Below are 26,381 nucleotides of genomic sequence, written 5' to 3' on the forward strand. Positions count from 1 at the left end.
CAAGCCGCTCTGCCAATTCCGGCAGGAAGCCGCCAAGGGTGCGCGGAACAGGTGGCAGCCGCTGCGCGCCGCAAGCCCTTGCCGCGCCCCGCCCTGACATGAGATAGTCCGCGCGCATCAGAACAAGAACGAGCAGACGAATGGCCGACGATCTTCTTTCCGCCGCCGACGCAAGCGCCAACAGCTATTCCGCCGCCTCGATCGAGGTGCTGGAGGGGCTGGAGCCCGTTCGCAAGCGACCCGGCATGTATATCGGCGGCACCGATGAACGCGCCTTGCATCATCTGGTGGCCGAGATCCTCGACAACTCGATGGACGAGGCCGTGGCGGGACATGCCAGCCGCATCGAGGTCGAGCTTCTGGCCGATTTCAGCGTGGTGATCCGCGACAATGGCCGCGGTATTCCCATTGATCCGCATCCGAAGTTCCCGGGCAAATCCGCGCTGGAGGTGATCCTGTGCACGTTGCATGCGGGCGGCAAGTTCTCGGGCGATACCTATCAGACCTCGGGCGGGTTGCACGGGGTCGGGGCCTCGGTCGTCAACGCGCTTTCCGACAGCATGGTCGTGCAGGTGGCCCGCAACAAGGAACTGTTCCAGCAAAGCTTTTCGCGCGGGGTCCCGCAGGGGCCGGTCGAACGGATCGGCGCCGCCCCGAACCGGCGCGGTACCACCGTCACCTTCCACGCGGATGAGGAAATCTTCGGCCATCACCGCTTCAAGCCCGCGCGGCTGATCAAGATGGTGAAATCCAAGGCCTATCTGTTCTCGGGCGTGGAAATCCGCTGGAAATCCGAGATCGACGACGGCGAAACCCCGCGCGAGGCGACCTTCCATTTCCCCGGCGGGCTGGCCGATTACCTGTCCGAGACGCTGAGCGGCGCGACCGCCTATGCCGACCGTCCCTTTGCCGGCAGCGTCGATTTCAAGCGTTTCAATGCGCCGGGAAAGGTGGATTGGGCGATCAACTGGACGCCGTCGCGCGACGGTTTCATCCAGTCCTATTGCAACACAGTCCCCACGCCCGAGGGTGGCACGCATGAGGCCGGTTTCTGGGCCGCGATCCTCAAGGGTATTCGCGCCTATGGCGAACGGGTCAGCAACAAGAAGGCCGCCCAGATCACGCGCGAGGATCTGCTGACCGGCGGCTGCGCGCTGGTGTCTTGCTTCATCCGCGAACCGGAATTCGTCGGCCAGACCAAGGACCGGCTGGCCACGACCGAGGCCGCGCGTCTGGTCGAGGGCGCGGTGCGCGACCATTTCGACAACTGGCTGGCCTCGGACACGAAATCGGCAGGCGCGATCCTCGATTTCCTGATCCTGCGGGCCGAGGAACGGCTGCGCCGCCGTCAGGAAAAGGAAACCGCCCGCAAATCCGCGACCAAGAAGCTGCGCCTGCCGGGCAAGCTGGTGGATTGCTCGAATTCGGCCCGCGACGGCACCGAGCTGTTCATCGTCGAGGGCGACAGCGCGGGCGGCAGCGCCAAGATGGCTCGCAACCGGACCAATCAGGCGCTGTTGCCGCTGCGTGGCAAGATCCTGAACGTGTTGGGCGCGGCCTCCAGCAAGATGGGCGCGAATCAGGAGATCGACAATCTGTGTCAGGCCATCGGAACCGGCATGGGCACAAAGTTCAACGTCGATGACCTGCGTTACGACAAGATCATCATCATGACCGATGCCGATGTCGATGGCGCCCACATCGCCAGCCTGCTGATGACATTTTTCTTTACCCAGATGCGGCCGCTGATCGACAAGGGCCATCTCTATCTGGCGTGCCCGCCGCTTTATCGGCTGACGCAGGGGGCGCATCGGGTCTATGTCGCCGATGATGCGGAAAAGGAACGGATGCTGGTCAAGGGGCTGGGCGGCAAGGGCAAGATCGACGTGCAGCGATTCAAGGGTCTGGGCGAGATGGACGCCAAGGATCTGAAGGACACGACGATGAATCCCGAGTCGCGCAAACTGATCCGGGTGGCGATCGACGACGACGAGGGCGGCGAAACCGGCGATCTGGTCGAGCGTCTGATGGGCAAGAAGCCCGAGCTGCGTTTCCAGTACATTCAGGAAAACGCCCGCTTCGTCGAGGAACTGGACGTCTGATCAGATCAGGCTGCGGCATCGGTATCGACCGCAGCGATCCGGTCAAGGGCTTGACAGATCGTATCCAGCACGGGACGAACCTTTGCAAAAGCACTGGTGAGGCCTTTGACAGCTGCCCAAATGGGCAGTTGCTGCGGCGCGGCGTCCGGGCACTTACGGAGACATGATGCAATTCGATTATCCCGATCACCGGATCACGGTGAACATGCCCGACCAGCCCGCCTTGATGGCCGAGATTCGCGATCGCTGGCGGGCGGGCAGGGGCTTTGCGCTGGCCACGATCAATCTGGATCATCTGGTCAAGCTTAAGGAGGATGCGGATTTCCGCGCCGCCTATGCCGCGCAGGATCTGGTCGTGGCGGATGGCAATCCGATCATCTGGCTGTCGCGGCTGGCGCGGCGTCCGGTCAGCCTTGTGCCGGGGTCGGATCTGGTGGTGCCGCTGGTACGGCTGGCGACTGAAGAAGGCTGTCCCGTCGCACTGGTCGGCAGCACCGATGAGGCGCTGACGGCGGCGGCGGCCCGGCTGTGCGAACTGGTGCCCGGCGCGCCCATCGTGGCGACCATCGCCCCGCCGATGGGCTTCGATCCGCATTCGGACGAGGCAGGCGCCTTGCTGCGTCAGGTTCAGGCCAGCGGCGCGCGGATGTGCTTTCTGGCGATGGGCGCGCCCCGACAAGAGATTCTGGCGGCGCGCGGGCGGCGGGAGGCTCCGGCCGTCGGCTTCGCCTCGGTCGGGGCGGGGTTGGACTTTCTGGCCGGAAACCAGCGCCGGGCGCCGCTTTGGGTCAGGCGGCTGGCGCTGGAATGGGTCTGGCGCATGCTGTCGGCGCCGCGGCGGCTGGTGCCGCGCTATGCCCGCTGTGCCGCGATCCTGCCGGGGCAGGTGCGAGCGGCACTGGGGCTGCGACGGGCGGAATGATGCCTCACTTGTATTCGATCAGCCGCCCCTGACGCCCCAACAGCCGGTTCCTCCAAAAGCCCAGCACCCCCAGCACCTCGGGGAATTTCCCCAGCACGGTGAATGCCGCATATTCCCAGGATTCGCGCCGCGACAGCCCGTGCCGCGCCGCGATCCGCAGCACCTGCGCCGGATAGGCCAGAAGCAACAGCACCCCCAGGGCAGGCATCAGCACCAGCGCGAGCAGGATCGCCAGAGGCAGCGCCGCACCCCACAAGATCGCCCGCCGGGTCTCGGTCACCCAATGCCGCTCGGGCGGGGCGCCATGCAGCGCCGCGCCCTCGGCGAAGGCGTGACCGGCCCGCCTTGCCCGCCGCCACCATTGCGAAAACCGGGTCATGGCGGCGTCATGCAGTACCATCTCGTGATCCAGCCGCCAGATCTGCCCGCCCGCACGACGCAGGCGCAGGCACAGCTCGGGCTCTTCGCCCGCGATCAGGTCGTCGCGAAAGCCACCGACCGCCAGCAGGGCCTGCGTGCGCATCAGGGCGTCGCCGCCGCAGGCCAGTTCCTCGCCGACCGGCGTATCCCATTCCAGATCGCAAAGCCGGTTATAGACGGAGGCCCGCGGATGGCGTTCGCGCCGCCTGCCACAGACCACGACGACCTGCGGATGATCGGCCAGAAAATCGGCGGCCACCTGCAACCAGCCGGGCTGAAGCTGACAGTCGCCGTCGACGAAATGGACGAAATCGGGCAGGTCGCGATCCTCCGCGATCCGCTCCAGCCCGGCATTGCGTGCCCGCGCGGCGGTGAAGGGGCGCGTCATGTCCAGCGCGATCACCTCGGCACCAGCCGCCCTTGCCGCGTCAGTGCTGCCATCGGTCGAGCCGGAATCGACATAGATCAGCCGTCGCATTCCCGCCGCCTGCAGCGATGACAGGCAGTCGATCAGCCGCTGGCCCTCGTTCCGGCCGATCACGATTGCGTCGATCGCCGGCAAGGTCTTGCCGGTATTCTGCTGCTGAGCCACCATGATACCCTGTCAAAAAAAAGATGCGCACCCGTCTGTGTCTGTATAAAACAGGTCGCGCCTGAATAAATGTATAAATTGATTCCCATCCGGTATCTGTTACGGAGAGTTGTAATGCGTCATTCCCCCGACTGGCGTTTCAGCGGATAGCAGGTATGAGTTCGATTTCACAGGAAGTTCCGCAGAATGAACCGGCAAAACCGGAAAACCCGCCCCTGAAGGTCGCGCGCCTGCGGCTTGACCGCGGGGCGGCAGCGCATGCGGCGATATCCGAGAACGATCACCTGTCGCGCTGGGGCGGGCTGAAGCCTCTGGTGCTGGATCCTGAAACGCTGGCGCGCCATCACCTTTATGCGGATGGAGAGGACAGTAATATCGTCGCCCGGTTCGATTTCCTGCGCACGATGGTTTCGGGGGCGATGAAGGAACATGGCATCCTGCGGCTGGGCGTCTGCGCCCCGACGGCGGGTTGTGGGGCGTCCTTCGTAGCGGCCAATCTGGCGCTGTCACTGGCGCGGCGCCCCTCGGCTCGGGTGGTGCTAGCCGATATGGACCTGCGCCGCCCCAGCCTTGCCCGTCTGTTCGGGGTAACCGCGCCGGGGGCCTTGGCAGATGTCCTGTCGGGCCGGCGTTCGGCTGCCGAGCATCTGCGGCTGGCCCGTCACAATCTGGCGGTGCTGCTGAACAGCCAGCCGGCCATGAACAGCGCCGAGATATTGCAGGAACCCGCGACCGGGCTGGCCCTGCGCGAGATTCGCGACCATTTCGGCCCGACCGCCGAAATCTATGACCTGCCGCCGCTTTTGGGCTCGGATCAGGCGCTTTCGATCCTGCCCGAGATGGACGGCATCCTGCTGGTGGCCGATGGCACGGTGACCACCGCCGCCGACATGCGCGCGGTCGAGCGGCTGTGCGAGGGGCGCACGACGCTGGTCGGGCTGGTTCTCAACCGGGGCGAGATCCGCCAGCCCCTTCACGTCGCCATTGCCAGTTTTTTCGGGCGCCTGTTCGGGCGCCGCAACGGTTCGGGTTAAGTCATGATCACCATCGGTTCCCTTGGCGATATCGTCAGCATCATCCGGCGGCGTTTCTGGGTGATGGCGATCATCATTCTGATCGGGGCGGCATGCAGCTTTTTCTATGCCAAAAGCCGTCCGCACAGTTATGGCGCCTCGGCCTTGATGCAGATCGAGACCCCGCGCGGCGGCGTTGCCGAGGATCCGCGCGGCAGCACGCCCCGGATCGCCGCAGCCTATTGGTTGCAACTGGTGCAGGCCCGGCTGATGGTGCGCGACAATATTCTGGAACTGACGGATCGTTTCGGCCTGTTCACCGATATTCCGGGCCTCAGCGACGAACAAAGGATAGGTCTGTTCGCCAGTGCGATCCGCATCGATTCGGTGACCGGAGGCACCGGCCTTGGCGCAGAGCAATGGCCGGGTATCCTGCGGGTGACTGCGACGATGCCTTCGGCGCAGCTGGCGGCCGATGTGGCAAATGAGTTGGCCAACAAGGTGCTGGAGATGAATGCCAGCACCCAGACCGAACGCGCGCTGGAAACGCTGCGCTTCTACAGCGAGGAAGAGCGGCGCCTGCTGGAGCAGATCGACCGGGTCGAGCAGGAGGTGGCCGCCTTCCGTAATGAGAATCTGGAATTCCTGCCCACTGCGCTGGACAACCGGCCCGAAGAACTGCTCTCGATCGATCAGGAGCTCAGTTCGATCGACGCGCAATTGCTGGGAGAGCGGGCGCAACTGGCGGAGCTGGCGGCCAAGGCCCCGCTCAGCTCGGTCGAGCAGCGCACGCATGAACGAATCACGGGTCAGGTCGAGGTGTTGCTGGCCCGGCAAGACCAGTTGCGCAGCCGGGCCGAGGAGATCCGCGGCTCGGGCCAGCGCACGGCCAATGCCGAGGCACAGATGGCCGCATTTGACCGGCGCCTGACATTGCTGCGCGGCCAGATGACGGAAGCCGCCGCCCGCCGCGCCGGGGCCGAGACCGCACAACGCATGGATGAGGAATATCGCAACGATCAGTTCATCCTGCTGGAGAGGGCGGCACCGCCGCAATACCCGCTGGATTCCACAAGGCGCAAGCTGATGGTGATGGGGCTGGCGGCATCGATGCTGCTGGCGGGGCTGGTCGCGCTGGGGCTGGAGTTCCTGCGCCCGGTACTGCGCTCTCCTTCGCAAATCGAGCAGGCATCGGGCCTGCGCCCGGTGGTGACACTGCCAACCTTGCCAAAGCACCGCAAAGGCTGACTGCGCTCCAGTCTGTCCAAGCCGCTTCATCTTATGAGGACGACATGACGCCGAGGATATTTCGATGTCTGCCGCTTCTGATACGATACAGACTGATGCAGGCGAATTGCTGCTGGCGAATTGTGGGGCGATGCGCGTCATCAACTTGTCATCTCGACGCGACCGGAGGCAAGAATTCCAGCAGCAATACAGCCCATCTGATTGTCGTGAAATCACCCGGACATTGAGTTATTCGACGCGGTGCGCCCCACCGATGCCGGGCCGTTTTCTTCGATAGGTGCGCGCGGCTGCTTTCTCAGCCATCTGGCGATCTTGCAGCAGGCGCTGGACGGCGGTGCCGAAACTGTTCTGATCTGCGAGGACGATCTGAACTGCACCCGTGATTTTACGGAACGCGCACCTACGACCCTTGCCGCACTGGCGCGGGAGGATTGGGCGATCTTCTATGGTTTTTCCACGCCTGACATGGCGGGCGTCACGCCGTTGGGAAGCGGGCTGGGACTGTTGGACCCTGGCCAGGGGCTTGTCTGCGCGCATTTCATTGCCTTTCGTCGTCCGGCTATCGAGATGCTCGTCCCTTTTTTCGGGCGATACTCGCCCGTGCGCCGGGTGATCCGGAGCGCGGGCCAATGCATGTCGATGGCGCCTATAGTTGGTTCCGTGCCAGTTATCCACAGTTAAGAACCCTGGTGGCGATCCCGGCACTTGGCTATCAGCGGGCGTCGCGCACGGATATCGCTTCCCTTTCCCTGAAGGACGAGGTGCCGGTTCTGCGAGAGTTGATCGGTCTGCTTCGGCGGTGGAAGAACAGGTTAAGGGGCGGCTGACAGTAGCGATGCCCGCAGATACAATGAGGTCTGTCGTGTCTGGAGATAGGCATGATCTGCCCGAATACTGATTCAGAACGGGCGAACCTGTTCTGCGGCATTGTTGCAGAAGTCGTTTTCAGGACATAATGCCGCTTTTCCCGGCTGAGTTCATGCCACGCGTTCGATCTGGGCGGTGCCGAGGGCATTGAAGCGGTTCATCAGGGCCACGCGGATGTGGATCTCGGCTGTCTGACGGTCGGGGTCCCTCGAGGCGATCCGCTCGCCGAAGGATTTCAGGTTCCTCATCCGGGCCTCGACCCGGCTGCGGACATGGTCGCCGGACCATCTTTTCCAAATCGTCCGGCCGAGGCGCCGGGTTGCCCTCAGGATGTCGTTGCGGGCCAGGGCAGCGGGGCAATCTTCTTTCCAGAGGCGGCCATTTCTGCGGATGAGAATGATCCCTGTGCCACCGCGCGCGAGGATCGCCGAATGGCAACGGCGGGTATGCGAATGCGCCGCTTGGCTCTAGCGTCGTGCCGTTCCCTGAAAGCACGGGCAACCGATCTGGAGACGCTGGCACGGGGCTTCAAAGGGCGTCGTGGGCGCGTCCTGCTGCGTGAGTCTGTCAACGTCGCGGCGCAGGGCAGCGTTGCCCCCAATGGCGACTGGCGACCGCAGGGGCTGACCCCGAACCTAGAAGCCAGCATGGCAACCCAGAACTGGAAGGCCGCGCGGGATAGCGTCCTGACCGCGTTCGGCATCCTACCGGGTGGCTTTGATGCGGCGACGACCGGGCCGATGGTGCGCGAGGTGCAGCGGCATCTGGCAGGCTGGACGTTGCAGCCAATGGCGATGCTCATGGCCGATGAAGCCAGCGAGAAGCTGGGCGGCAAGATCGAAATCGACGTGATGCGCCCTGTCCAAGCCTATGACGTGTCTGGCCGTGCCCGTGCGATGGCAACGCTGATCCAAGGGCTGGCACAGGCGAAGGAGGCGGGCATTGATCCTGATGCTGCCCTGCGGCTTGTGAACTGGGGTAAAGACGATGGGGCATTCTGATCCAGAGGCAGGCTGTCGGCGTTTCCCTATGGTTGAGTGCGATCCCCCCGAGGTGTTCTATTGGGGGGATGAGATCGACCAAGAGACAGCCCGCAGCCTTTCCTTGCCGCGATACTTTACAGGCAAGCCCTGCAAATGGGGTCATGTATCAGAACGATGGGTGAAGGGCGGGACGTGCATTACCTGCCATCACGCCAGACGCGGGACTGATGAGTGGCACGACCACATGTCGCAGAAATACCTTGCCGATGAAGCGTATCGCGAGGGGAAGCTGGCATGGCTCAAGCAGAACAGGCCGCGAATCCGCGAACAGCGTCGGGAACGCTACAGGACTGATCCGGCATATCGCGAGGCGAAACGGCTGGAAAATGCGCGGCGAGGGAAGGCAACCTAAAGCATTTCTGTTTTAACCTGCGACATATCCTGCGGCCTTGAAGTAGTTCCAACATTCGCCGGGATCGAAGAGATCACAGACTTCGCCGATGGCCTTGAAGACGTCGGTAAATGTTCTTGCCCCGATCCTGCGCAGGTGCGCCTTGAGTTTTGCGAATGCCATTTCGATGGGGTTCAGGTCCGGCGAATATGGCGGCAGATAGAGAAACCAGCAGCGATGGGCACGCAGAGCCTCGGCAGCCTGCTTGTTGTGGTGGGTGGCAAGGTTGTCGAGGATCACCACGGTTCCCGGCTCGATCTCCGGGATCAGGACCTCGCGAACCCAGGCTGCGAAGGCGGGGCCGTCCATTGCGCCCCGGATGCACCAGGGCGCAATCAGGGCATCCGGTGTGAGCCCGGCAATCAGGGTCTGTGTTCCCCAGCTGCCGAAGGGCGCATCCATGGTCAGGCGTGTGCCGCGCAGGGCACGACCCCGCAGACGGGTGAGATTGGTCTTCACTGAGGTCTCGTCTATGAAAACCACGCGTTCCGGCCGATCCGCGATGGCTGGCAAGCGATGCTCGAACCAATCGGTTCGCCGCTGTCTTACCCTGGCACCACGGCGTTCGGCGGCCACCAGCGACTTTTTTTATAGGTGAACCCAAGCCGCGACAGCAGACTGGCAATGGACGAGTGATGGACACGAACGCCTTCCGCTGCGATCAGCGCGTCCCTGAGTTCGAACAGCGTGATGTCGGGATCCTGTGCGAGCAGTTCCTCAAAAAAGGCCCGGTGCGGGGCAAGCTTTCCATGCCCTTTGGGACGTCCCTGGGGCAATGGTTCGGCATGCCCCCTGGTCCTGATCGCCCGGCCCCAACGTGCTCCGGTCGCCGGCGAGAGTTTCAGCCGCAGCGCCGCCGCCCGACCGCTTAAACCCTCCTCGATATATCGCTGAAACCGCGTCCGGAGGGCCGACGGCAATGGTGCTGACATGATCGTAAGCGCGACGCCGATCCCCTCCTGCCATTTTTGAGTTGATGCCTTCATTCTCCACGCACATGTGCGGCGGAGGTTTTGGATTTGGAGAGAGACGGCAAAATGGGCGTCCAATTGGACGGCTCTATAGGCGTCGGGGTCTCGCGGCTTGAGGTGATCGGGGGGCCAAGCGGTCGTCGGCGGCGGACGAAGGCAGAGCGGGCGCGGATCGCGGCGGAGAGCATGATGCCCGGGGTGACGGTCGCAGATACTGCGCGCAAGCACGGCACGACCCGCTGGCAGATTTACGATTGGCGCAAGCAGATACGCAAAGGTAATTTGGTGGTGCCCGAAAGCGTGGCGGCCTTGCCGTTCTTCGCGGAACTGGTGGTTGATGACAGCGCGACTGAGGCTTCGGCGGCCGTCCCCGGGTCTGATCTCGAAATCGTGGTGGGCGACATCGTCATCCGCGCGGGTCCTGGTGTCGACGAGGGCCAACTGACCCGGGCAATCCGCGCGGCACGGGCAGCGGCGTCGTGATGTTCGGCCAGGGCGGCCCGGTGAAGGTCTTCGTGGCGACCCGGCCTGTCGACTTTCGCAAGGGGATCGACGGTCTGGCACTGGCGGTGCAGGAGATGTTCGGGATGGACCCGTTCTGCGGAGCCGCCTTTGTGTTCCGAGCGAAGCGGGCGGATCGGATCAAGCTCTTGATCTGGGATCAGACCGGGATGGTGCTGGTTCACAAGCGGCTCGAGGGCGGCAAGTTCGTCTGGCCACAGGTGCGCGACGGGGTCATGCGCATGTCCGGAGCGCAGTTTGCAGCGCTGTTTGAGGGCGTGGATTGGCGGCTGGTCCGACCCGAACGGGCGCGGCGCCCGCTGGCGGCGGGGTGACTGGCAGGCTGCGTCGAAACGCCTGTTTTTGCTGGCCTGCAAGGGCATCCTGTGATTCACTTCCCGCCATGGAAACAGCTGATCTTGCGCGCGAAAACGCCCTGCTGAAGGCCCGCCTCGCCGAGGTGGAGGCGACGCTGGCCGAGACGCAAGAGGCCAATCGGCGGCTGCAGGATATCCTGCACGCGGCGCAGCGCGAGAAATTCGGCAAGCGCTCCGAAAAGCTCTCGCCCGACCAGTTCAACCTGCCCCTGGAAGATGCCGAATTTGCTCAAGGTGTGCTCGAGGCAGCACAAGAAAAGGCCGAAGCGGCGATGCAGCGGGCGCGCGGGGAAACACCCCGCAAGCCCAAGCGCAACCGCGGGCATCTGCCGTCCCATCTGCCTCGGGTTGAGCGCGTGATCGAGCCTGCCAGCACGCTCTGTCCCTGCGGTTGCGGCGAGATGTCCAGGATCGGGGAAGACGTGTCCGAACGTCTCGACGTGATCCCCGCCCAGTTCCGGGTGCTGGTCACGCGGCGCCCGAAATACGCCTGCCGCCGTTGCTCGCAAGCTGTCGCGCAGGCCCATGCCCCCGAGCATGTCGTGCCCGGCGGGCTGCCCACGGAACTCTTCATCGCCTGGATTATCGTCTCGAAGTTCGGTGACCACCTGCCGTTTTATCGGCAGGCCGAGATCTTCAAGCGGCAAGGGATCGATCTGGACCGCGGCACACTCGGCAACTGGGTCGGGCGCGCCTGTTTCCACCTGATGCCCGTCATCAACCAGATGCGTGCCCATCTGCGTGGCGCAGACCGCATCTTCGTGGATGAAACCCGCGCGCCGGTGCTGGAACCGGGCCTGAAACGCACCAAGAGCGGATTCTTCTGGGCCGTCGTATCCGATGATCGCGGCCATGGCGGGGCTGGCCCACCCATCGTGCTCTTCCACTATGCCCCTGGCCGGGGTAAGGCGCATCCGCTGAACTTCCTCGCCGGATACCACGGCCGCTTCCTGCAATGCGACGCCTACCAGTCCTACAACGCGATGACCGAGATCGCGCGCGACAATGGCCCGTGGCAACTGGTCTATTGCTGGACCCATGTCCGCCGCCGCTTCGTAAAGCGCTTCGAGAGCGATGGTTCACCCATTGCCGAGGAAATGCTGCGCCAGATCGCGCTGCTTTATCAGATCGAGAAGTCCGTGCGGAGCAAGGAGGCCGCTATGCGCCTTGCTGCCCGGCGTGAGCATTCGGCCCCGATCATCGCGGCGCTGAAACCCTGGCTGGAAGCCCAACTCTCGCGCATACCGCAGAAATCCCAGCTTGCCGAAGACATCCGCTACTCCCTCGCGCACTGGCCCGGACTGATCCGCTTCCTCGAGCACGGCATGCTGGAACTCGACACCAACCCGGTCGAGAACCAGATCAGGCCGATTGCCCTGACAAGAAAAAATGCACTCTTCGCCGGGAATGAAGTCGGCGCCGAAAACTGGGCTATGCTCGCCTCGCTGGTCGCTACCTGCAAGATGTCCGACGTGAACCCGGTCGACTATCTCGCCGCCACACTGCGCGCCATCCTCGACGGTCACCCACAAAGCGGTATCGAAGACCTCATGCCATGGCGCTTCAACCAGCCGTCAAGCCTCGCAGCATAGGGCCGCAACGTCGCGCTTACACATGATCTATCCTCCCAGACAGAAGGGAATCACGATCCGCGCTGCGACGGAACCCCAAACGATTTAGGGTTCAGTAGAAATGCTTTAGAGCAACGGGAATGTGCCCCCATTGTGCCCCGGCGCGAGGTTAGAGGGTTTCAGTCTATGTCTAAGTCTTTGATTTTATTGGTGGAGCCAAGGGGAGTCGAACCCCTGACCTCTTGAATGCCATTCAAGCGCTCTACCAACTGAGCTATGGCCCCACCTGAGGTTGCGAGGGATGTTGTTTGCCTCGCATGCGGCATCGTATATGAGCCCAACTTAAGGACTGCAAGTGAAAAATGCTGTTTGATCAGCCCTATTTGAGGAGGCCAGATTGATAGTTAGTGCATGATCGACCTTTGGTCGTTTGACCTGCCTCTGAATTTTCATCCAGCCGCGACTGGAGCCCGATGGATGTTTGAACCGCTCCGGTTTTGGAGGAGGCTCGAACTCTTGAGTGGGATGGCGCATCATGAGCAAGACCACGAACATGTTTTCACCTGAAGTGCGCGAGCGCGCCGTGCGGATGGATCTCGGCAACCAGGGCCAGCACGGTTCTCGCTGGCAGCGTTGGCGGAGACGATCAACGGGCTATCAGTCGGCTCTGAACAACCGTGTCAGGCGGGCAATGTTTGCCTGTGAAGGGGCCTTTCGCGCCAGATGGTTGCCGCAATCAGGTGGAGTAACAGGGCTCAAAGAGCCCTGGGATGGGCCAGGACCTTGCGGATGTTGTGGTCACAGGCACAGAGAACGGCGAAGACCGCGTCGCCAATGCGACCCTTCAGCGGGCATCTGGCCAAACGCCCGTCCATCTTCATGTGACCGATTTCGGGTTCGATGGCGCTGCGTCGTTTCAGGAGCTTGGCCAGTAACGGCATGATGCCGCGCCGCATGCCGCTGATCAGGATCTTGGTGGTGCCCACGCCATGGCGCGGTCGACGACGGCGAGATCGGGCACCTGGCCGGTCAGGAGCGCGACCTGCTCCAGCGCCGGTGCCGGGGTGTGGCCATCATAGGGGTTGCCGGGAAAGCTGCGGGCGCCGGCGACGAAACCTTCGTCGATGGTCGTGGCGAGGCTGACCTTGGTGCCAAACTCGTAGCGCATCCGCGCCTTGCCCTTGGAGATGCAGTCAACCTCGGGCTCATGCAGGGAAAAGAGCTTGTCTTTGCTCTTCGGGGTCTGCTCGAGCAGGCGACCAACCAGCCAGATCGTCTCCAAGACCCTGTCACGCAAGGCTCCCTCGGGAATGTCCTGCAAATGCTGGCGCAGGGCCTTGCGCATGCGCTTGAACTGCCGGGCATGGGCATTACGCCCGACCTGGGCGGCGAAACGCGTGGCAAGCCGCGCGTAGCTCTGGCGCAACTCGATCCCGGCCTGCTTCGCCAGACCAACCAGCAGGGCCCGGGCCCGCTCGTAAAGCCAGGCATCCGTCGGATGGGCGATGTTTTTCTCCATCACGGTCGTATCGACTGCGATCCGCCTCAGGCTCTTGTCGGTGACCGCGCCAGAGGCCCGAGCTGCCTCGATTGTCCTGGTCAGCAGCCATTCCACGCGTTCGGCGTGGCCTTGAACCAGTGGCGGCTCACGCCTCACTCACCGATCCTCTTGCGCCAGCGCACCAGCGAGGAGGAATCGATCGGCGGGTGGTGCTGGAAGAAGGTCTCGCCGGTGAAGTGCTGGTAGTAGGGATTTTCAATCCACGGGCGACGACCGCCTCGTCAGACAGCTTGAAGGCATGCTGGAGATATATCAGCCCCGCGACCAGTCGCGGCGACGTCGCCGGGCGCCCTTGATGCGAGGGAAAGAAACTCACCCATTCCCGCTCGAAGAACTCCCAGTCGATCAGCGTCGCGAGCTTCACCAGCTCATGGCGAGCGTCGATCATGTCGACCAGCCTCGGGCGGAGCAGATCATCTTGTTCGGGCACGCGGGAATGGGGCTTCATCGGCGACCTGAAATTGCAAGGTTTCTGCCCCAAGCATACGAAACCATGCAAATCAAAGCGAACAAAACCGCAGATCCAGTAACCAAAAGCAACGTGGTGGAGGTTGTTCAGATCGGACTGAGTATTCTTGTCGGATATTCTACAGACCGCCAGTCGCAGAGGCAATGCAAAGGGCGGGCGACATTGCTGCCGCCCGCCCCTGACATCTGCGCTGATTCGGGGATCAGAACCGATAGTTCAGCTTGGCGGTCACGCTGCGACCCGCCTGCACGTTCGCGAACAAGCCGACATGCGAAGCGTCATACAGGTCCTCATCGAACAGGTTGTTGATGTTGACCTGCACATTGGCACGATCGCTGATCTTGTAGGCCGCCATCGCATCCACCCGCCATTGTGAAGGCAGGGCCGAGGTATTGGCCGCATTCATGAAGCGCTTGCCGGTATAGGTCGCACCACCGCCGACGGTCCATTGCTCGGTCACTTCATAAGTGGTCCAGAGCGCAAGGCTGTGCTTGGCGATATAGTGCATGTCATTACCGTTGGTCGAACCGTCGCCGCCGCCGTCGATGATCTCGGCATCGGTATAGGTATAACCACCATAGATCCCCCAACGATCATTGACCTGCCCGGCCACGCCCAGTTCCAGACCCTGTGCGCGGTTTTTGCCGGTCAGTTCGACCTCGCCGGTAATGGCGTTCTGCACACGAGCATTGGTTTTTTCGGTACGGAACAGCGCCGCCGTCACCGAAAGCTGATTGTTCATCAGATCCCATTTGGTGCCGAGTTCATAGGCGCGGGTCTTTTCCGGCTCGAGGTTGACGTTGCCATCTGTCAGCGTGCAGGCCCCGGCCCCTTCCGAGCCGCCTGCAAGTGAGGCGCACTGACCCGAAGGGCTGGCCGAGGTGCCAAAGGACGCATAGATCGTGCCATTCGGCGCGGGCTTGTAAACCAGACCGGCCTGATAGCTCCAGATATTGTCCTTGCGACGGCGATCTGCACGATTGCCGTCACTGTCCAAGGCTTGTTGCTGAACATCGAACATCTCGTAACGCGCGCCAAGATTCAGCTGCCACTGATCATTGAATTTCAGCGTATCGAAGGCATAGAGCGACTTGCTGCGGGTGATCGTCGGCAGGCCATATTCGTCCCAACTGAAATCCGGGTAAAGCACTTCGTCATAGGGGCTGAAGGTGAAGGGATCCGAAGGCTCGATTGTCGGACCTTGAGGGACGCCGCGACTGTCTTCCGGCCCGGTTCCGATCAGGTTGGCTGACCGCAGCTTGTCACGGCTGTATTCGACACCGAAGGCATAGGCATGTTCGACGCTGCCGGTCGTGGTTTCGCCCGAGAAGTTCGTGCTGAACGCGACGGTCGTGTTGTCCTTTTTGCCAGACCGCAGCCCGCGATCCAGCAATCCGCCTTCGATGATCGTCGGACGGCTGACGATATATTCCTGATCGCTGCCGATATAGGAAAGCTGCGAATTCATCCGGAAATTCGGCGCGAATTCGTGCTCCAGCTTCAGGATCGCGTTCTGGTTGGTGACTTCGCGGAAATCCCGGTCGAACGAGCCATAGAACTTGTCGTGATCCAGCAGACCCAGCGGTTCGAACGGATCAGATGTGGTGCCGGTGCCGAAACGGGTGTCACCCGTCGCATCCAGCCACGCCTGGTTCGCCATCGGCAGCCCAAAATCGGGGTTGCCTTTGGATTTGCTGTGATAAGCACCAAAGCTCAGCCGGGTGGCTTCGGTGATATCGCCGACGATGGACAGGGCGGCGCCGGTCTTGTCATCCTCGATCCCGCCGCGTCCGGGCACTTCGGCATCCTGTCCGAACAGGTTAATCCGCGCTGCTGCACGGTTGCCCAGCTGAAAGTTGGTATCCATCTGCAGGCGATATTGACTGTCGGTGCCGATGGTGGCCGACAGGTCGGTGAATTCCTCGCCGAGACGGGCCGATTTCGACACCATGTTCAACGAACCGCCGGTGCCACCGCGCCCGGAATAGGCGCCGCCCGGACCCTTGACCAACTCCATCTGCTCGATGTTGAACGCTTCATAGCTGGTGCGGCCAAGGCTGCGCACGCCATCGACCATCAGGTCGGTCGAGGCTTCATAGCCCCGGATGAACGGCCGGTCGCCCATCGGGTTGCCGCCTTCGCCGGTGCCAAGCGTTACGCCCGGCGTGGTCCGCAGCACGTCATAGACCGACGAGGCCCCGCGCTCTTCGATTTGGCGCTGGGTGACGACGTGCACCGAACGCGGCGTGTCCAGCAGCGGCGCGGTCAGTTTGGGCGAGGAAGCGCGGTCCACCGCATAGCTGTCGGCGGCCTGGATCCCACCCTGACCGACAACCTGAATGGTGTCGAGGACGATGCCTTCACCGGCGGTCTGGGCAGTGGCGGCACCACCCACGGCGGCCGATATCATCACGACGGGAAGCAATCCGAGAGTGGGCATCGGCGGCGTGGCCGTTTCCCGGGAAGAGGGGGACGGATGGAATGGCGTCATGGGTGCTGTGATCCTCGCTGGAGCATATGTGAAACCACTTCCCGAATGCGTGTTCGGGAACGATGAGATTGGATGGCTGGCGAATGCTGGCGAATGTCGAGTGCACCGTCCGGCCTGATTGCACAGGCCAAGAAAAGCGCGTCCTTCATCCCTGAGAGGATTGACACAGATATGTCAATCACCGGCGCGTGATCGGCGACGCACATTATTATGTCCTGTGGCTGTAATGTCGTATTGGGATGGGCGTTGTTGCAGAACTCCGTTTTCTGAGGGATTCACACTGCGAATCCAGTGGGCTAAGGGGCGAGTATGAGCAAGCCTGAGCCGACCCGCTACCGCACGATGAACTGGAAGTCCTACAACGATGCCTTGAAGCGGCGCGGGTCCCTTCTGATCTGGCTGGACAAGGACATGGTTTGGCGCGCACCCAAATCCGGATGCAATGGTCGGCCGCCGGTCTTCTCTGATGCCGCGATCCAGTTCTGCTTGATGGTGAAGGTTCTGTTCGGCCTGCCTCTGCGGCAAACGACAGGGATGGTGGCGAGCATCCTTTCGATGGCCGGGCTCGACTGGCGGGTGCCCGATTTCTCGACCCTGAGCCGCAGGCAGAAGCGCATCACGGTTCAGATCACGAGCCGCCGTGCGCCGGGGCCGCTGAACCTGCTGGTGGACAGCACCGGGATCAAGTTTCTTGGTGATGGGGAATGGCTTGCCCGCAAGCATGGCCCGCATCGCCGACGCCAATATCGTAAGGTTCATCTGGCGATGGACACGGCTACAGGTGACATCCGCGCCGTCGAATTCACCTCAAGCCGTGAAGGCGACAGCCCTGTTCTGCCCGACCTGCTCAACCAGATCCCAGAGGATGAACAGATCGGCACCGTCACCGGCGACGGTGCCTTTGACACCCGACGCTGCCACACCGCGATCCTGGATCGAGGCGGCACCGCTATCATCCCGATCCGGAGGAATGGCCGTCTCTGGAAGGAGGATTGCCCCGCAGCCAGGGCGCGCAACGAGATCCTCCGGGCAACCCAGCGCTTGGGCAGGGCCATATGGAAGCGCTGGTCAGGTTATCACGTCCGAAGCAGGATCGAGGCAAGGATGCGCTGCCTCAAGGCCTTCGGTGAACGCATCTCATCACGAGACCCGGACCGCCAGACCGCCGAAATCCATATCCGCATCGCCCTCATGAACCGCTTCAATGCCCTCGGATCCGCCGAGATCAAACGCGTGGCATGAACTCAACGCGGAAAGGGAAAACTGCGCTCACACACTGACTTCTGCAACAACGCCATTGGGATGCCGCAAGCTTGAATCTGAGTTCTCGGCCGAGATCATTGCGTTTGCTTCGCGGCGATCAGGATGGATGCCCGCTTTCGCGGCCGGGGAAGGGCGAACGGTCATTTCGGGTCGGGGGCGCACTCAACGCCAGTTCAAGTGGTGAGTTACGCGGCGCGCGTGGCTGTTCAGGCGCGCCGCTTGCAGCTCACCTCGTCCGACGGGGGTGCGCGTATAGATCAATTCGCCCTGCCCGATGATGCCCTGCCAGTTCCGCCAGAAGATTTCCGCTCGGGCCCGGTTCCCGTCAAAGCGCCCAGGCACGGCAAAATACTGGAATCGCTTCAGGAACAGCCCCGACCTGACGACGATAATGTAGCGTGGGTTTCCGACCGGATCGAGAATCTGGCGCAATGTGTCGTGAAACAAGCTCTCCTCGAACCGCGTCGTCTGATGGAGGCTGATCTGATAGCCTGCCGGCCCGTCGTGAACCTCGGGGCGTGGTTCCTGCAGAGCGGAAAAATCGCCCAGTTCCCGCAGAGCCTCGACGGCAAGGCGGGCAATGCGCTCGAGACTACGCCGGGTCTCCTGATCCGAGGGGCCTTGACCAAACATCTCGCGCAACCGCCCAAGCCAGGACAGGCTGGAAACCGGCACCATCTGACGCCGCATTCGGGATCCGATGCTGGTTTCCCGGAAAAGCCGGGGCTCGGGGCGCTGTTGCAGATGCAAGGCGCTTTGCCAATCCGCCGCCAGGGTGTCATGGCGCCGTGCCATTTCGGCAGTGATCGCATTGTGTTGTTGCACGTCGCCTTTCGGTGAAAAATAGGACTGGATCTGGCCGGCGTTCCGGTCCAGTCGCGCGAAGCAATCGAACCGACGATGCAGGCGCGCAATGTCCTCGCCTTCGAGGGTATCGCCGGGCACGATGGCAAGATGCCAGATATTCGAGGTCTTTTCGGGAATGTTCCGCTCGATGCGCAGCGCCCGGCCACGTAGCTGGTTCACCGCGACGAAGCGTGCCAGATTGGTCCCGAGGATCAGGGAATTCATCGCCGGCGCATCCCATCCTTGCCCCAGAAAGGCTTGTGTTCCGACGATGACCCGCACGGCACCCGTGCTGAAGGCGGCGTTGACACGGACGACCGCCTTGGAAAATTCGGGTCCGCCGATCAGCGCATAGCCCGGAAGCCCCGGCACCTCACGGCCGGACAGGTCGTAGCAAAGCGCCCGAGGCAGGCAGATGATCTGTCCGGTCAGCAGCGCCAGATCGCCGCGTGGTTCCGCCAGATGCAGCGCGCGAAAAACTGCGCCGGCGTTGTATTCCTGCGGATCGTGATCCAGCTTCAAGGCCACGTGCCCGATCTTGTCCATCAGGATCGCCATGCGCAGGCCATCCCGGCGGTTTTCGCGTTCAAGCCGATGTATTTCCACGGTGGCGGCAAGGCGGGCCTTGTCAACATGTAACAGTTCCACCCGATTGAGGAATCTGGGCGGAGGAAGGGTCAGCCGATCGTTGTGCAACGCGCCTGCTGCCTTCAGACGCGCCAGCAGCGCAACCGGAAGCTTGGTCAGCTGCGCAGCCAGAACGATCCCCAGCCATTGCCAGTCAAGCACTGGCCATTCAGCGCGGCCAAGCCGCAGCAATCGCCTTGCATAGGCAGGCACGGGCAGTTGCGCATCGCGCAGATAGATCAGCATGGCGCTGAACAGTTCGGGATTGTCCAGGATCTCTTGCGCATGATTCCGGCAATCCGTCATCCATGGCGATTGCGCCAGCATCTCCAGAATGTCTGGATGGGCGCGCAAGGACCGGAACAGTTCTGCCTCGGCCTCGCGATTGTCGTCATAAAGCATTTCTACTGAACCCTAAATCGTTTGGGGTTCCGTCGCAGCGCGGATCGTGATTCCCTTCTGTCTGGGAGGATAGATCATGTCAGCACCATTGCCGTCGGCGCTCCGGACGCGGTTTCAGCGATATATCGAGGAGGGTTTAAGCGGTCGGGCGGCGGCGCTGCGGCTGAAACTCTCGCCGGCGACCGGAGCACGTTGGGGCCGGGCGATCAGGACCAGGGGGCATGCCGAACCATTGCCCCAGGGACGTCCCAAAGGGCATGGAAAGCTTGCCCCGCACCGGGCCTTTTTCGAGGAACTGCTCGCACAGGATCCCGACATCACGCTGTTCGAACTCAGGGACGCGCTGATCGCAGCGGAAGGCGTTCGTGTCCATCACTCGTCCATTGCCAGTCTGCTGTCGCGGCTTGGGTTCACCTATAAAAAAAGTCGCTGGTGGCCGCCGAACGCCGTGGTGCCAGGGTAAGACAGCGGCGAACCGACTGGTTCGAGCATCGCTTGCCAGCCATCGCGGATCGGCCGGAACGCGTGGTTTTCATAGACGAGACCTCAGTGAAGACCAACCTCACCCGCCTGCGGGGACGTGCCCTGCGCGGCACACGCCTGACCATGGATGCGCCCTTCGGCAGCTGGGGAACACAGACCCTGATCGCCGGGCTCACACCGGATGCCCTGATTGCGCCCTGGTGCATCCGGGGCGCAATGGACGGCCCCGCCTTCGCAGCCTGGGTTCGCGAGGTCCTGATCCCGGAGATCGAGCCGGGAACCGTGGTGATCCTCGACAACCTTGCCACCCACCACAACAAGCAGGCTGCCGAGGCTCTGCGTGCCCATCGCTGCTGGTTTCTCTATCTGCCGCCATATTCGCCGGACCTGAACCCCATCGAAATGGCATTCGCAAAACTCAAGGCGCACCTGCGCAGGATCGGGGCAAGAACATTTACCGACGTCTTCAAGGCCATCGGCGAAGTCTGTGATCTCTTCGATCCCGGCGAATGTTGGAACTACTTCAAGGCCGCAGGATATGTCGCAGGTTAAAACAGAAATGCTTTAGGTTTGCCGATCGGTCGTTCGGGCTGCGAATACCAGATCCTGATGCGGGCAGAGATCACCTGTCAGCACAAGTTCGGGCACGGAAATCTCGGCATCTACCGGACCGCAAAGCGCATTGTAATTGTCCCATTCCCAGCCTTCCGAATCATAGGGCGGGGTTGCGGTCAGCGACAGCGTGACCGGCTTGTGGGTTTCCTGCAGCCGGATCAGGGTCTGCCACCAGGCGCGGCGCAGGTGGTGTGCTTCGTCAAGGCAGATCAGATCGAAGGGTGGCAGGGTCCGGGTGCGGTTCTGGTGAATGTTCTGATAGGTGCTGAACCGCAACGGTACATCGGCCTCGGGGTCGGTGCTGATCCAGTCGGGCAGTTCGCCGTCCAGAAAATCATCCCGCAATCGCGTGATCCATTGATCGCGCACCAGCAGGCTTGGCGCCAGAACCAATGTGCGGCGGCCAAGCTTGCGGATGATCTCCAGGCCCAGAACGGTCTTGCCCGCACCCGGCGCGGCAACCACATGCAGTTTGTCGTCGTCGAGATGCGTTTCCATCTCGGACAGGATGCGCATCTGATAGTTGCGCCAATCGTGCCGGAACCGCATCCGGTCGAACGTCTGTTTTGTCGTATCGCTGATGGGCCGGGACATTCGCGACGCCTGAAATCAGACGGAAAGGCGCTGAAGCTGTTCGTCGAACGCTTCCATCGTCAGGTGGAGATCATCGTAATGTCGCATGCGACAGGCGTCGCTGGCCGCCTGGATCAGTTCCAGATAGCCGCGAAAATCGGCGATGGCGGTCTCATCCGGTGGACGAAGCGGGTCAGCCTGAGACAGCCGCGCCCAACGATGGCAAAGATCGGACATTGTCGGCAAATAGAAGAAGATGATGCGGCGCAAGGAACTGATGCAGCCTGGATCGGACACGACCTGCGCGCGCAGGTCGACGCTGGCAGCCGCAAGATCCCAGAAAAGTCGTGCATGCGGCTGAACAGACATCTCGGCGGCGATGCGGAAACGTTCGGTTGCGCCGTCCATATGCTCCAGGGCCGTTTCGAGGCGTGTCTTTCGTTTCCTGCGAAATATGTTCGCCAGAAAATTCATCAATCGAACCTTGCCCTATAATATGCGTGGCCAGGGTAAGCGTAAAGTCGGGCAGGTTCAAACAGGTCGTAAGCGGTGCAATGGCCTCGGCAACATCCTGCAACACGCAGCCGAATACACGCAGGAACTGGAGCACCATGCCCCGAAACACTTCAGGAAATGCTTTTCCCGCCGGCGGCGTCCATGGCGTTCCCAGTTCAAACATCGTCCCTCTCAGGGATTGCAGCTCTCGTAGCTATCAGAGTAACGCCGGCCCATAGTGGCATCCAGGTCCGGCTGTCGCTAAGCCTTCCGCAGATCGCTCATCCCCGCTGCCGAGTGAGCAGGAGGATGAAGAACAACCCGCCGATCACGCCACCGCTGCCAATGCGAACTGATCTATGATGAGGTCATGTCGCGTGTCCTGCGGGTCAAGAACATGTGCGCAAGTTCGGCCAGCAGCTGCACTGTCGAGAACTTTGCCGCGCAAAGGCGACGCAACCGTGCGATATCCGCCGACTATGCCGATATCTATATGAAGACGACGGGCGAGGCGAAAAGGCTCAAATTCGCCGGAGGCGCGTCACTGGGATCCACGCATATCGGGTTTGGCATGGATACGGCTGCGGATGCGCTGAACGGGTGGGGCACCAGGGCTGCGCCGCACGAGCCGGCCGATATTGTTCTGGAAGACGGCACGCGCATCAAGAATGACGGGCTCCTGGGCGATCTCATGGACTGGCAGGAAATCGGTTCCTGGGTGCTGACCGGCGATGGCTGGTTTGACGGGGTGACATACAGCGATACGCTGGTCGGACTTCGACGCCTGATCTATGGCAATCTTGCCATCTATATGGATCTTGGTGCCGTCCTGCATTTCTGCCAGATGCATGAGGAACGCTTTCATTTCTTCAAGGACGGCAAGGTCGAGGAGTTCATCGAATGCTTCGACCATTTCGTGAACTACGTGAAGGACAAATATGCCCATGAACATGAAGTCTATGGCGGTGAGGGCACTTTCGGTTCTCCCGAGGGGGGATTTCTGCGGGACGGGCTGAGAGGGGTCGCGAGGGATGACTTCGAGGCTTCGTTGCCGATCATCGACCACGAACAGCGCAATATTCTTGAAGATTTCATGTATCGCCTGAACCAGAACAGCATTCCACCCGCCACGTTTTCGGATCTGGGTCGGCGTGATGGCGACAATAAAGCATTTCTGTTTTAACCTGCGACATATCCTGCGGCCTTGAAGTAGTTCCAACATTCGCCGGGATCGAAGAGATCACAGACTTCGCCGATGGCCTTGAAGACGTCGGTAAATGTTCTTGCCCCGATCCTGCGCAGGTGCGCCTTGAGTTTTGCGAATGCCATTTCGATGGGGTTCAGGTCCGGCGAATATGGCGGCAGATAGAGAAACCAGCAGCGATGGGCACGCAGAGCCTCGGCAGCCTGCTTGTTGTGGTGGGTGGCAAGGTTGTCGAGGATCACCACGGTACCCGGCTCGATCTCCGGGATCAGGACCTCGCGAACCCAGGTTGCGAAGGCGGGACCGTCCATTGCGCCCTTGATGCACCACGGGGCGATCAGGGCATCCGGTGTGAGGCCGGCGATCAGGGTCTGTGTTCCCCAGCTGCCGAAGGGCGCATCCATGGTCAGGCGTGTGCCGCGCAGGGCACGTCCCCGCAGGCGGGTGAGGTTGGTCTTCACCGAGGTCTCGTCTATGAAAACCACGCGTTCCGGCCGATCCGCGATGGCTGGCAAGCGATGCTCGAACCAGTCGGTTCGCCGCTGTCTTACCCTGGCACCACGGCGTTCGGCGGCCACCAGCGACTTTTTTTATAGGTGAACCCAAGCCGCGACAGCAGACTGGCAATGGACGAGTGATGGACACGAACGCCTTCCGCTGCGATCAGCGCGTCCCTGAGTTCGAACAGCGTGATGTCGGGATCCTGTGCGAGCAGTTCCTCGAAAAAGGCCCGGTGCGGGGCAAGCTTTCCATGCCCTTTGGGACGTCCCTGGGGCAATGGTTCGGCATGCCCCCTGGTCCTGATCGCCCGGCCCCAACGTGCTCCGGTCGCCGGCGAGAGTTTCAGCCGCAGCGCCGCCGCCCGACCGCTTAAACCCTCCTCGATATATCGCTGAAACCGCGTCCGGAGGGCCGACGGCAATGGTGCTGACATGATCTATCCTCCCAGACAGAAGGGAATCACGATCCGCGCTGCGACGGAACCCCAAACGATTCAGGGTTCAGTAGAAATGCTTTAGGTTCCGCAAGTTCATGAACGCACTCGAAAAAGTGGCCGGAAACCGCTATGGTCCGAGTGCGATGTTCTCCGGCATAAGGGGCTTGTTCGCCGCGACGCCGCTGCCCTACCGGATCGAGCTTGTTTCGATCAGTTCAACAGGTGTGGCGTCGATGTCGCTTCAGAATCAAAAGCAACCGTTCATGTATCCCTTCACCGGCGGAGATTTTTCCGATCAGAACGTCCGCACACCGTGGTTCAAGGATGTGGTCCGGCATTTCGTTCGTGCGGAGAATGAGGATTTCACCTGGCCCGAAGAGGGGACGAACACGATGTATTACAGATTCCTGAAGCGGGGGGGTGAAGATCTGGGAAAGGTCTCCACATCCCGGCACCCTCAACTCAGGCCTTTGCTTTATGCCGAAATTCGTGCGGTCGCTGCTGCGGGTCCGCGATGACAGGACGATTACTGCCGGGCGCCCTTGCCTTGCTCTTGATGGCGACCCCGGCCGCAATGGCGCACAGGATGGATATGGTTGACCCGTTCACGCTGGATATCCAGGCAGGCGAGCCGTTGGGGGACGCGATGGCGCGCTCGACGATGACGGTCGACATACCCATAGCGCTCGATATGCAGGGACTGCCGCTGCCGCCAGTCACGGCATGGAGTGGCAAGCAGCACTATCAGTTGGTCCTGCAAACCGGCGGCGAGCAAAGCATTGCCATCCCGTGGACCCCTTCCGGCGGCACGATCTGGATGAATTTTGGCGTCATAGATGAGATTGATCTGGACTTCGCGCATTTCGACGCTTCCCGTGCCGATCGCAGCGCGGCGAGCGATGTCAGCGCAACGGATGCCGACATCGAAGCCATCGTCAATATCTATACCGGTTTGCAGGCGGCCAAACCGCGTGCAGCGGAAATAGCATCCTGTTATTATAACAGAATTCCGCTCGAATTTCTGGAAAAGGATCGGCGCGACAGCGAAAGCGGAAATTGTGACAGGACCGCGCTGCTCGCCAGCCGTCAGGCGCCTGACGCTTTGCGCGCCGCATTGCGACAGCTCTTGAACGATGCGGGGGACGAGATCAGGAATGATCCCGATGCCATGAACAAAATGCCGCGCGCCCTGAATCTGGGCCAATGGTGGCTGCCGAACGGAAACCTCGTCATGTTGACCGTGATACCGTTTTCGGAAACATCGGAGGATGTTTCGCCATCGCGATTGGAACTTTCAATCAATATCCGTGAGTTCTTCCGCGCCGGTCTCAGCCGTCTGGTCCGGACATGTTATGACCAACAAGCCATTTTCCCCGAAAAGGTCACTTACACGAAAGAGCAGGCGGCGCAGATCTTTCATGGTCTTTACGACGATTTTTACCCGCCCGTGATCGATGGTAAGATCGTGACGGATACAGCTTTGCTTGCGCATCTGGACTGGTCCCGGCTGACCGATGCTTATTCGAGCGATCCGGACACCCGACGTGGCTTTTGCGAACTGCTGACAGAGCTGGGGCAAAAGGCAGGTTACAACGGCCCCGCCGCGCCGCTTCGGTGATCCATATGACCCACCGCGAAAGGCGTCAGCGATGCGTTCGCCGCCAGCCAGGATGTTCTGACAAGTTGCACGATTTTCGTCATCCTGATCGGCGGTTTGATGTTCTCGTCCTGTGTTCCAGAAGGTGCCCGACCAGCCGGAGCGCGTCCATTGAGACAGGGGCCCGCCTCAAAGCCGAACCTGATGATCGGCCGATGCGTTTGCAAACAATGCTTTCAGGGCGATCATTGCCTGCGTCCTGGCATTTACCGCACTGTCACACTACCTGGCGATGGCTTTCACGCTGATCACCGCAGCCGTTCTTCGTCGTCTACAAGCGTAATACGGGCAGGCTGCGTGTTGCCCCACATCCAGAGAACGATGTTCAGGTCGGCATCCGTGGCCCCTTTGGCGAAGCTGCGGGCAAGAATACCGGTATACCCATCCCGGATCAGGCGCTCGGCCAATACGCGCCTGCATCCCTGGCCGAAAACAACGCAAGACAACCGTCAAATACGACAAGCGCCGATACAAGCGGCGCAACCGCATCGGGATCATGTTTGGCAGGCTCAAGGACTGGAGGCGCGTGGCGACCCGCTACGACTGCTTTCCCAAGGTCTTCCTCGCAGCCATCGCCCTCGCAGCAACCGTCATCTTCTAGTTATGAATCCTGAGCCTTCTGTATCTCAGGTTTGCTATTCTGTCCCCGTCACCGACCTTGGCCAAGGTCGGTGACGGGGCGGTGTTTGGCGTCTGAGCCTTGTGGCATTGACCACGTTTTCTAGCGAGCCGGCACCGTC

Annotated in this window: 23 protein-coding genes, 1 tRNA gene and 3 pseudogenes; 16 read left to right on the forward strand and 11 right to left on the reverse strand. The window is 61.6% G+C overall.

What is annotated here, in order from left to right:
- The first annotated feature begins 140 nt into the window (after positions 1-140).
- Both parE and JHW40_RS11445 read left to right on the forward strand, forming a co-directional pair.
- The gene (gene parE / locus JHW40_RS11440) at positions 141-2,102 is read left to right on the forward strand and encodes a DNA topoisomerase IV subunit B (RefSeq protein WP_090617629.1); all 1,962 of its coding nucleotides are present in this window, start codon (positions 141-143) and stop codon (positions 2,100-2,102) included.
- 166 nt (positions 2,103-2,268) lie between these two features.
- Positions 2,269-3,024, forward strand: coding sequence for a WecB/TagA/CpsF family glycosyltransferase (locus tag JHW40_RS11445; protein ID WP_090617639.1), 756 nt, complete (start codon positions 2,269-2,271; stop codon positions 3,022-3,024).
- Between the two features lie 4 nt (positions 3,025-3,028).
- Here the strand turns inward: JHW40_RS11445 and JHW40_RS11450 are convergent, their stop codons facing one another.
- Positions 3,029-4,036, reverse strand: coding sequence for a glycosyltransferase family 2 protein (locus JHW40_RS11450; RefSeq protein WP_244519388.1), 1,008 nt, complete (start codon positions 4,034-4,036; stop codon positions 3,029-3,031).
- A 155-nt stretch (positions 4,037-4,191) separates the two neighbouring features.
- Between JHW40_RS11450 and JHW40_RS11455 the strand changes: the two genes are divergently transcribed.
- The 3 genes from JHW40_RS11455 (at position 4,192) to JHW40_RS11465 (ending at position 6,978) form a co-directional block, all read left to right on the forward strand.
- Positions 4,192-5,070: a tyrosine-protein kinase family protein gene (locus JHW40_RS11455; protein WP_090617633.1), complete on the forward strand. Its 879-nt coding sequence runs from the start codon at positions 4,192-4,194 to the stop codon at positions 5,068-5,070.
- A gap of 3 nt (positions 5,071-5,073) precedes the next feature.
- Entirely contained in the window at positions 5,074-6,297 is a 1,224-nt protein-coding gene (locus JHW40_RS11460) for a Wzz/FepE/Etk N-terminal domain-containing protein (RefSeq protein ID WP_090617635.1), read from the forward strand.
- A 240-nt stretch (positions 6,298-6,537) separates the two neighbouring features.
- The gene (locus tag JHW40_RS11465) at positions 6,538-6,978 is read left to right on the forward strand and encodes a glycosyltransferase family 25 protein (RefSeq protein ID WP_090617637.1); all 441 of its coding nucleotides are present in this window, start codon (positions 6,538-6,540) and stop codon (positions 6,976-6,978) included.
- A 296-nt stretch (positions 6,979-7,274) separates the two neighbouring features.
- Here JHW40_RS11465 and JHW40_RS11470 read toward each other — a convergent pair.
- Positions 7,275-7,610 (reverse strand): annotated as a pseudogene (locus JHW40_RS11470) (IS5/IS1182 family transposase); the annotation flags it as partial.
- Between JHW40_RS11470 and JHW40_RS11475 the strand changes: the two are divergent.
- On the forward strand, positions 7,596-8,165 hold the full coding sequence (locus JHW40_RS11475; RefSeq protein ID WP_090618182.1) for a hypothetical protein: 570 nt from the start codon (positions 7,596-7,598) through the stop codon (positions 8,163-8,165). The pseudogene JHW40_RS11470 and the gene JHW40_RS11475 sit on opposite strands and share 15 nt — an antisense overlap.
- 406 nt (positions 8,166-8,571) lie before the next feature.
- On the opposite strand, the gene JHW40_RS11480 is transcribed toward JHW40_RS11475, so the two are convergent.
- Positions 8,572-9,530, reverse strand: a protein-coding gene (locus JHW40_RS11480; protein WP_272848970.1) for an IS630 family transposase whose coding sequence is annotated in 2 segments (ribosomal slippage) — positions 8,572-9,186 and positions 9,189-9,530 — 957 coding nt in all. Because the reading frame shifts where the segments join, the coding sequence is not laid out codon by codon here.
- A gap of 105 nt (positions 9,531-9,635) precedes the next feature.
- Between JHW40_RS11480 and tnpA the strand changes: the two genes are divergently transcribed.
- From tnpA to tnpC, 3 genes are all read left to right on the forward strand, one after another.
- Positions 9,636-10,052: an IS66-like element accessory protein TnpA gene (gene tnpA, locus JHW40_RS11485; RefSeq protein WP_119752218.1), complete on the forward strand. Its 417-nt coding sequence runs from the start codon at positions 9,636-9,638 to the stop codon at positions 10,050-10,052.
- A complete protein-coding gene (tnpB, locus tag JHW40_RS11490) occupies positions 10,052-10,405 on the forward strand; it encodes an IS66 family insertion sequence element accessory protein TnpB (RefSeq protein WP_119752217.1) in 354 nt (117 codons plus the stop codon). The genes tnpA and tnpB overlap by 1 nt, the downstream gene beginning before the upstream one ends.
- Positions 10,406-10,473: 68 nt before the next feature.
- The gene (gene tnpC, locus JHW40_RS11495; protein ID WP_272848971.1) at positions 10,474-12,039 is read left to right on the forward strand and encodes an IS66 family transposase; all 1,566 of its coding nucleotides are present in this window, start codon (positions 10,474-10,476) and stop codon (positions 12,037-12,039) included.
- A 187-nt stretch (positions 12,040-12,226) separates the two neighbouring features.
- Here the strand turns inward: tnpC and JHW40_RS11500 are convergent.
- From JHW40_RS11500 to JHW40_RS11510, 3 genes and pseudogenes are all read right to left on the reverse strand, one after another.
- Positions 12,227-12,302: transfer RNA gene (locus tag JHW40_RS11500), tRNA-Ala, on the reverse strand.
- Between the two features lie 396 nt (positions 12,303-12,698).
- Positions 12,699-14,027, reverse strand: a pseudogene (locus JHW40_RS11505) (IS5 family transposase).
- Positions 14,028-14,250: 223 nt separating this feature from the next.
- Entirely contained in the window at positions 14,251-16,488 is a 2,238-nt protein-coding gene (locus JHW40_RS11510; protein ID WP_170852003.1) for a TonB-dependent receptor, read from the reverse strand.
- Between the two features lie 360 nt (positions 16,489-16,848).
- On the opposite strand from JHW40_RS11510, the gene JHW40_RS11515 reads away from it, so the two are divergent.
- Positions 16,849-17,781 (forward strand): IS5-like element ISPpa3 family transposase, encoded by a 933-nt coding sequence (locus JHW40_RS11515; RefSeq protein WP_026155396.1) that lies wholly within the window; start codon positions 16,849-16,851, stop codon positions 17,779-17,781.
- Positions 17,782-17,964: 183 nt separating this feature from the next.
- On the opposite strand, the gene JHW40_RS11520 is transcribed toward JHW40_RS11515, so the two are convergent.
- Entirely contained in the window at positions 17,965-19,206 is a 1,242-nt protein-coding gene (locus JHW40_RS11520) for a hypothetical protein (RefSeq protein ID WP_139208336.1), read from the reverse strand.
- A 132-nt stretch (positions 19,207-19,338) separates the two neighbouring features.
- On the opposite strand from JHW40_RS11520, the gene JHW40_RS11525 reads away from it, so the two are divergent.
- Complete coding sequence (locus JHW40_RS11525) at positions 19,339-19,686, forward strand: hypothetical protein (RefSeq protein ID WP_139208337.1); 348 nt, start codon at positions 19,339-19,341, stop codon at positions 19,684-19,686.
- A gap of 67 nt (positions 19,687-19,753) precedes the next feature.
- Positions 19,754-20,712 (forward strand): IS630 family transposase gene (locus JHW40_RS11530; RefSeq protein WP_272848970.1). Its coding sequence is split into 2 segments (ribosomal slippage): positions 19,754-20,095 and positions 20,098-20,712, totalling 957 coding nucleotides; the frame shifts between segments, so codons are not numbered across the junction.
- 12 nt (positions 20,713-20,724) lie between these two features.
- Here the strand turns inward: JHW40_RS11530 and JHW40_RS11535 are convergent.
- Entirely contained in the window at positions 20,725-21,369 is a 645-nt protein-coding gene (locus JHW40_RS11535; RefSeq protein WP_090618138.1) for a DEAD/DEAH box helicase, read from the reverse strand.
- Positions 21,370-21,384: 15 nt separating this feature from the next.
- Positions 21,385-21,822, reverse strand: coding sequence for a hypothetical protein (locus tag JHW40_RS11540; protein ID WP_139208331.1), 438 nt, complete (start codon positions 21,820-21,822; stop codon positions 21,385-21,387).
- A 514-nt stretch (positions 21,823-22,336) separates the two neighbouring features.
- On the opposite strand from JHW40_RS11540, the gene JHW40_RS11545 reads away from it, so the two are divergent.
- Entirely contained in the window at positions 22,337-23,026 is a 690-nt protein-coding gene (locus JHW40_RS11545) for a hypothetical protein (protein WP_139208330.1), read from the forward strand.
- Here JHW40_RS11545 and JHW40_RS11550 read toward each other — a convergent pair.
- A protein-coding gene (locus JHW40_RS11550) for an IS630 family transposase (RefSeq protein ID WP_272848972.1) occupies positions 23,023-23,981 on the reverse strand; the annotation gives its coding sequence in 2 pieces (ribosomal slippage) (positions 23,023-23,637 and positions 23,640-23,981; 957 coding nt in all). The genes JHW40_RS11545 and JHW40_RS11550 overlap by 4 nt on opposite strands.
- Positions 23,982-24,079: 98 nt before the next feature.
- On the opposite strand from JHW40_RS11550, the gene JHW40_RS11555 reads away from it, so the two are divergent.
- Both JHW40_RS11555 and JHW40_RS11560 read left to right on the forward strand, forming a co-directional pair.
- A complete protein-coding gene (locus tag JHW40_RS11555; protein WP_090618058.1) occupies positions 24,080-24,502 on the forward strand; it encodes a hypothetical protein in 423 nt (140 codons plus the stop codon).
- Between the two features lie 68 nt (positions 24,503-24,570).
- On the forward strand, positions 24,571-25,602 hold the full coding sequence (locus tag JHW40_RS11560) for a hypothetical protein (RefSeq protein ID WP_139208318.1): 1,032 nt from the start codon (positions 24,571-24,573) through the stop codon (positions 25,600-25,602).
- 287 nt (positions 25,603-25,889) lie between these two features.
- Here JHW40_RS11560 and JHW40_RS11565 read toward each other — a convergent pair whose 3' ends face one another.
- On the reverse strand, positions 25,890-26,048 hold the full coding sequence (locus tag JHW40_RS11565; RefSeq protein ID WP_211657466.1) for a hypothetical protein: 159 nt from the start codon (positions 26,046-26,048) through the stop codon (positions 25,890-25,892).
- Here JHW40_RS11565 and JHW40_RS11570 point away from each other — a divergent pair.
- Positions 26,048-26,242 (forward strand): annotated as a pseudogene (locus JHW40_RS11570) (transposase); the annotation flags it as partial. The gene JHW40_RS11565 and the pseudogene JHW40_RS11570 overlap by 1 nt on opposite strands.
- Between the last annotated feature and the right edge of the window lie 139 nt (positions 26,243-26,381).

Origin of the sequence: Paracoccus alcaliphilus (assembly GCF_028553725.1) — a bacterium.
Taxonomy (GTDB): domain Bacteria; phylum Pseudomonadota; class Alphaproteobacteria; order Rhodobacterales; family Rhodobacteraceae; genus Paracoccus; species Paracoccus alcaliphilus.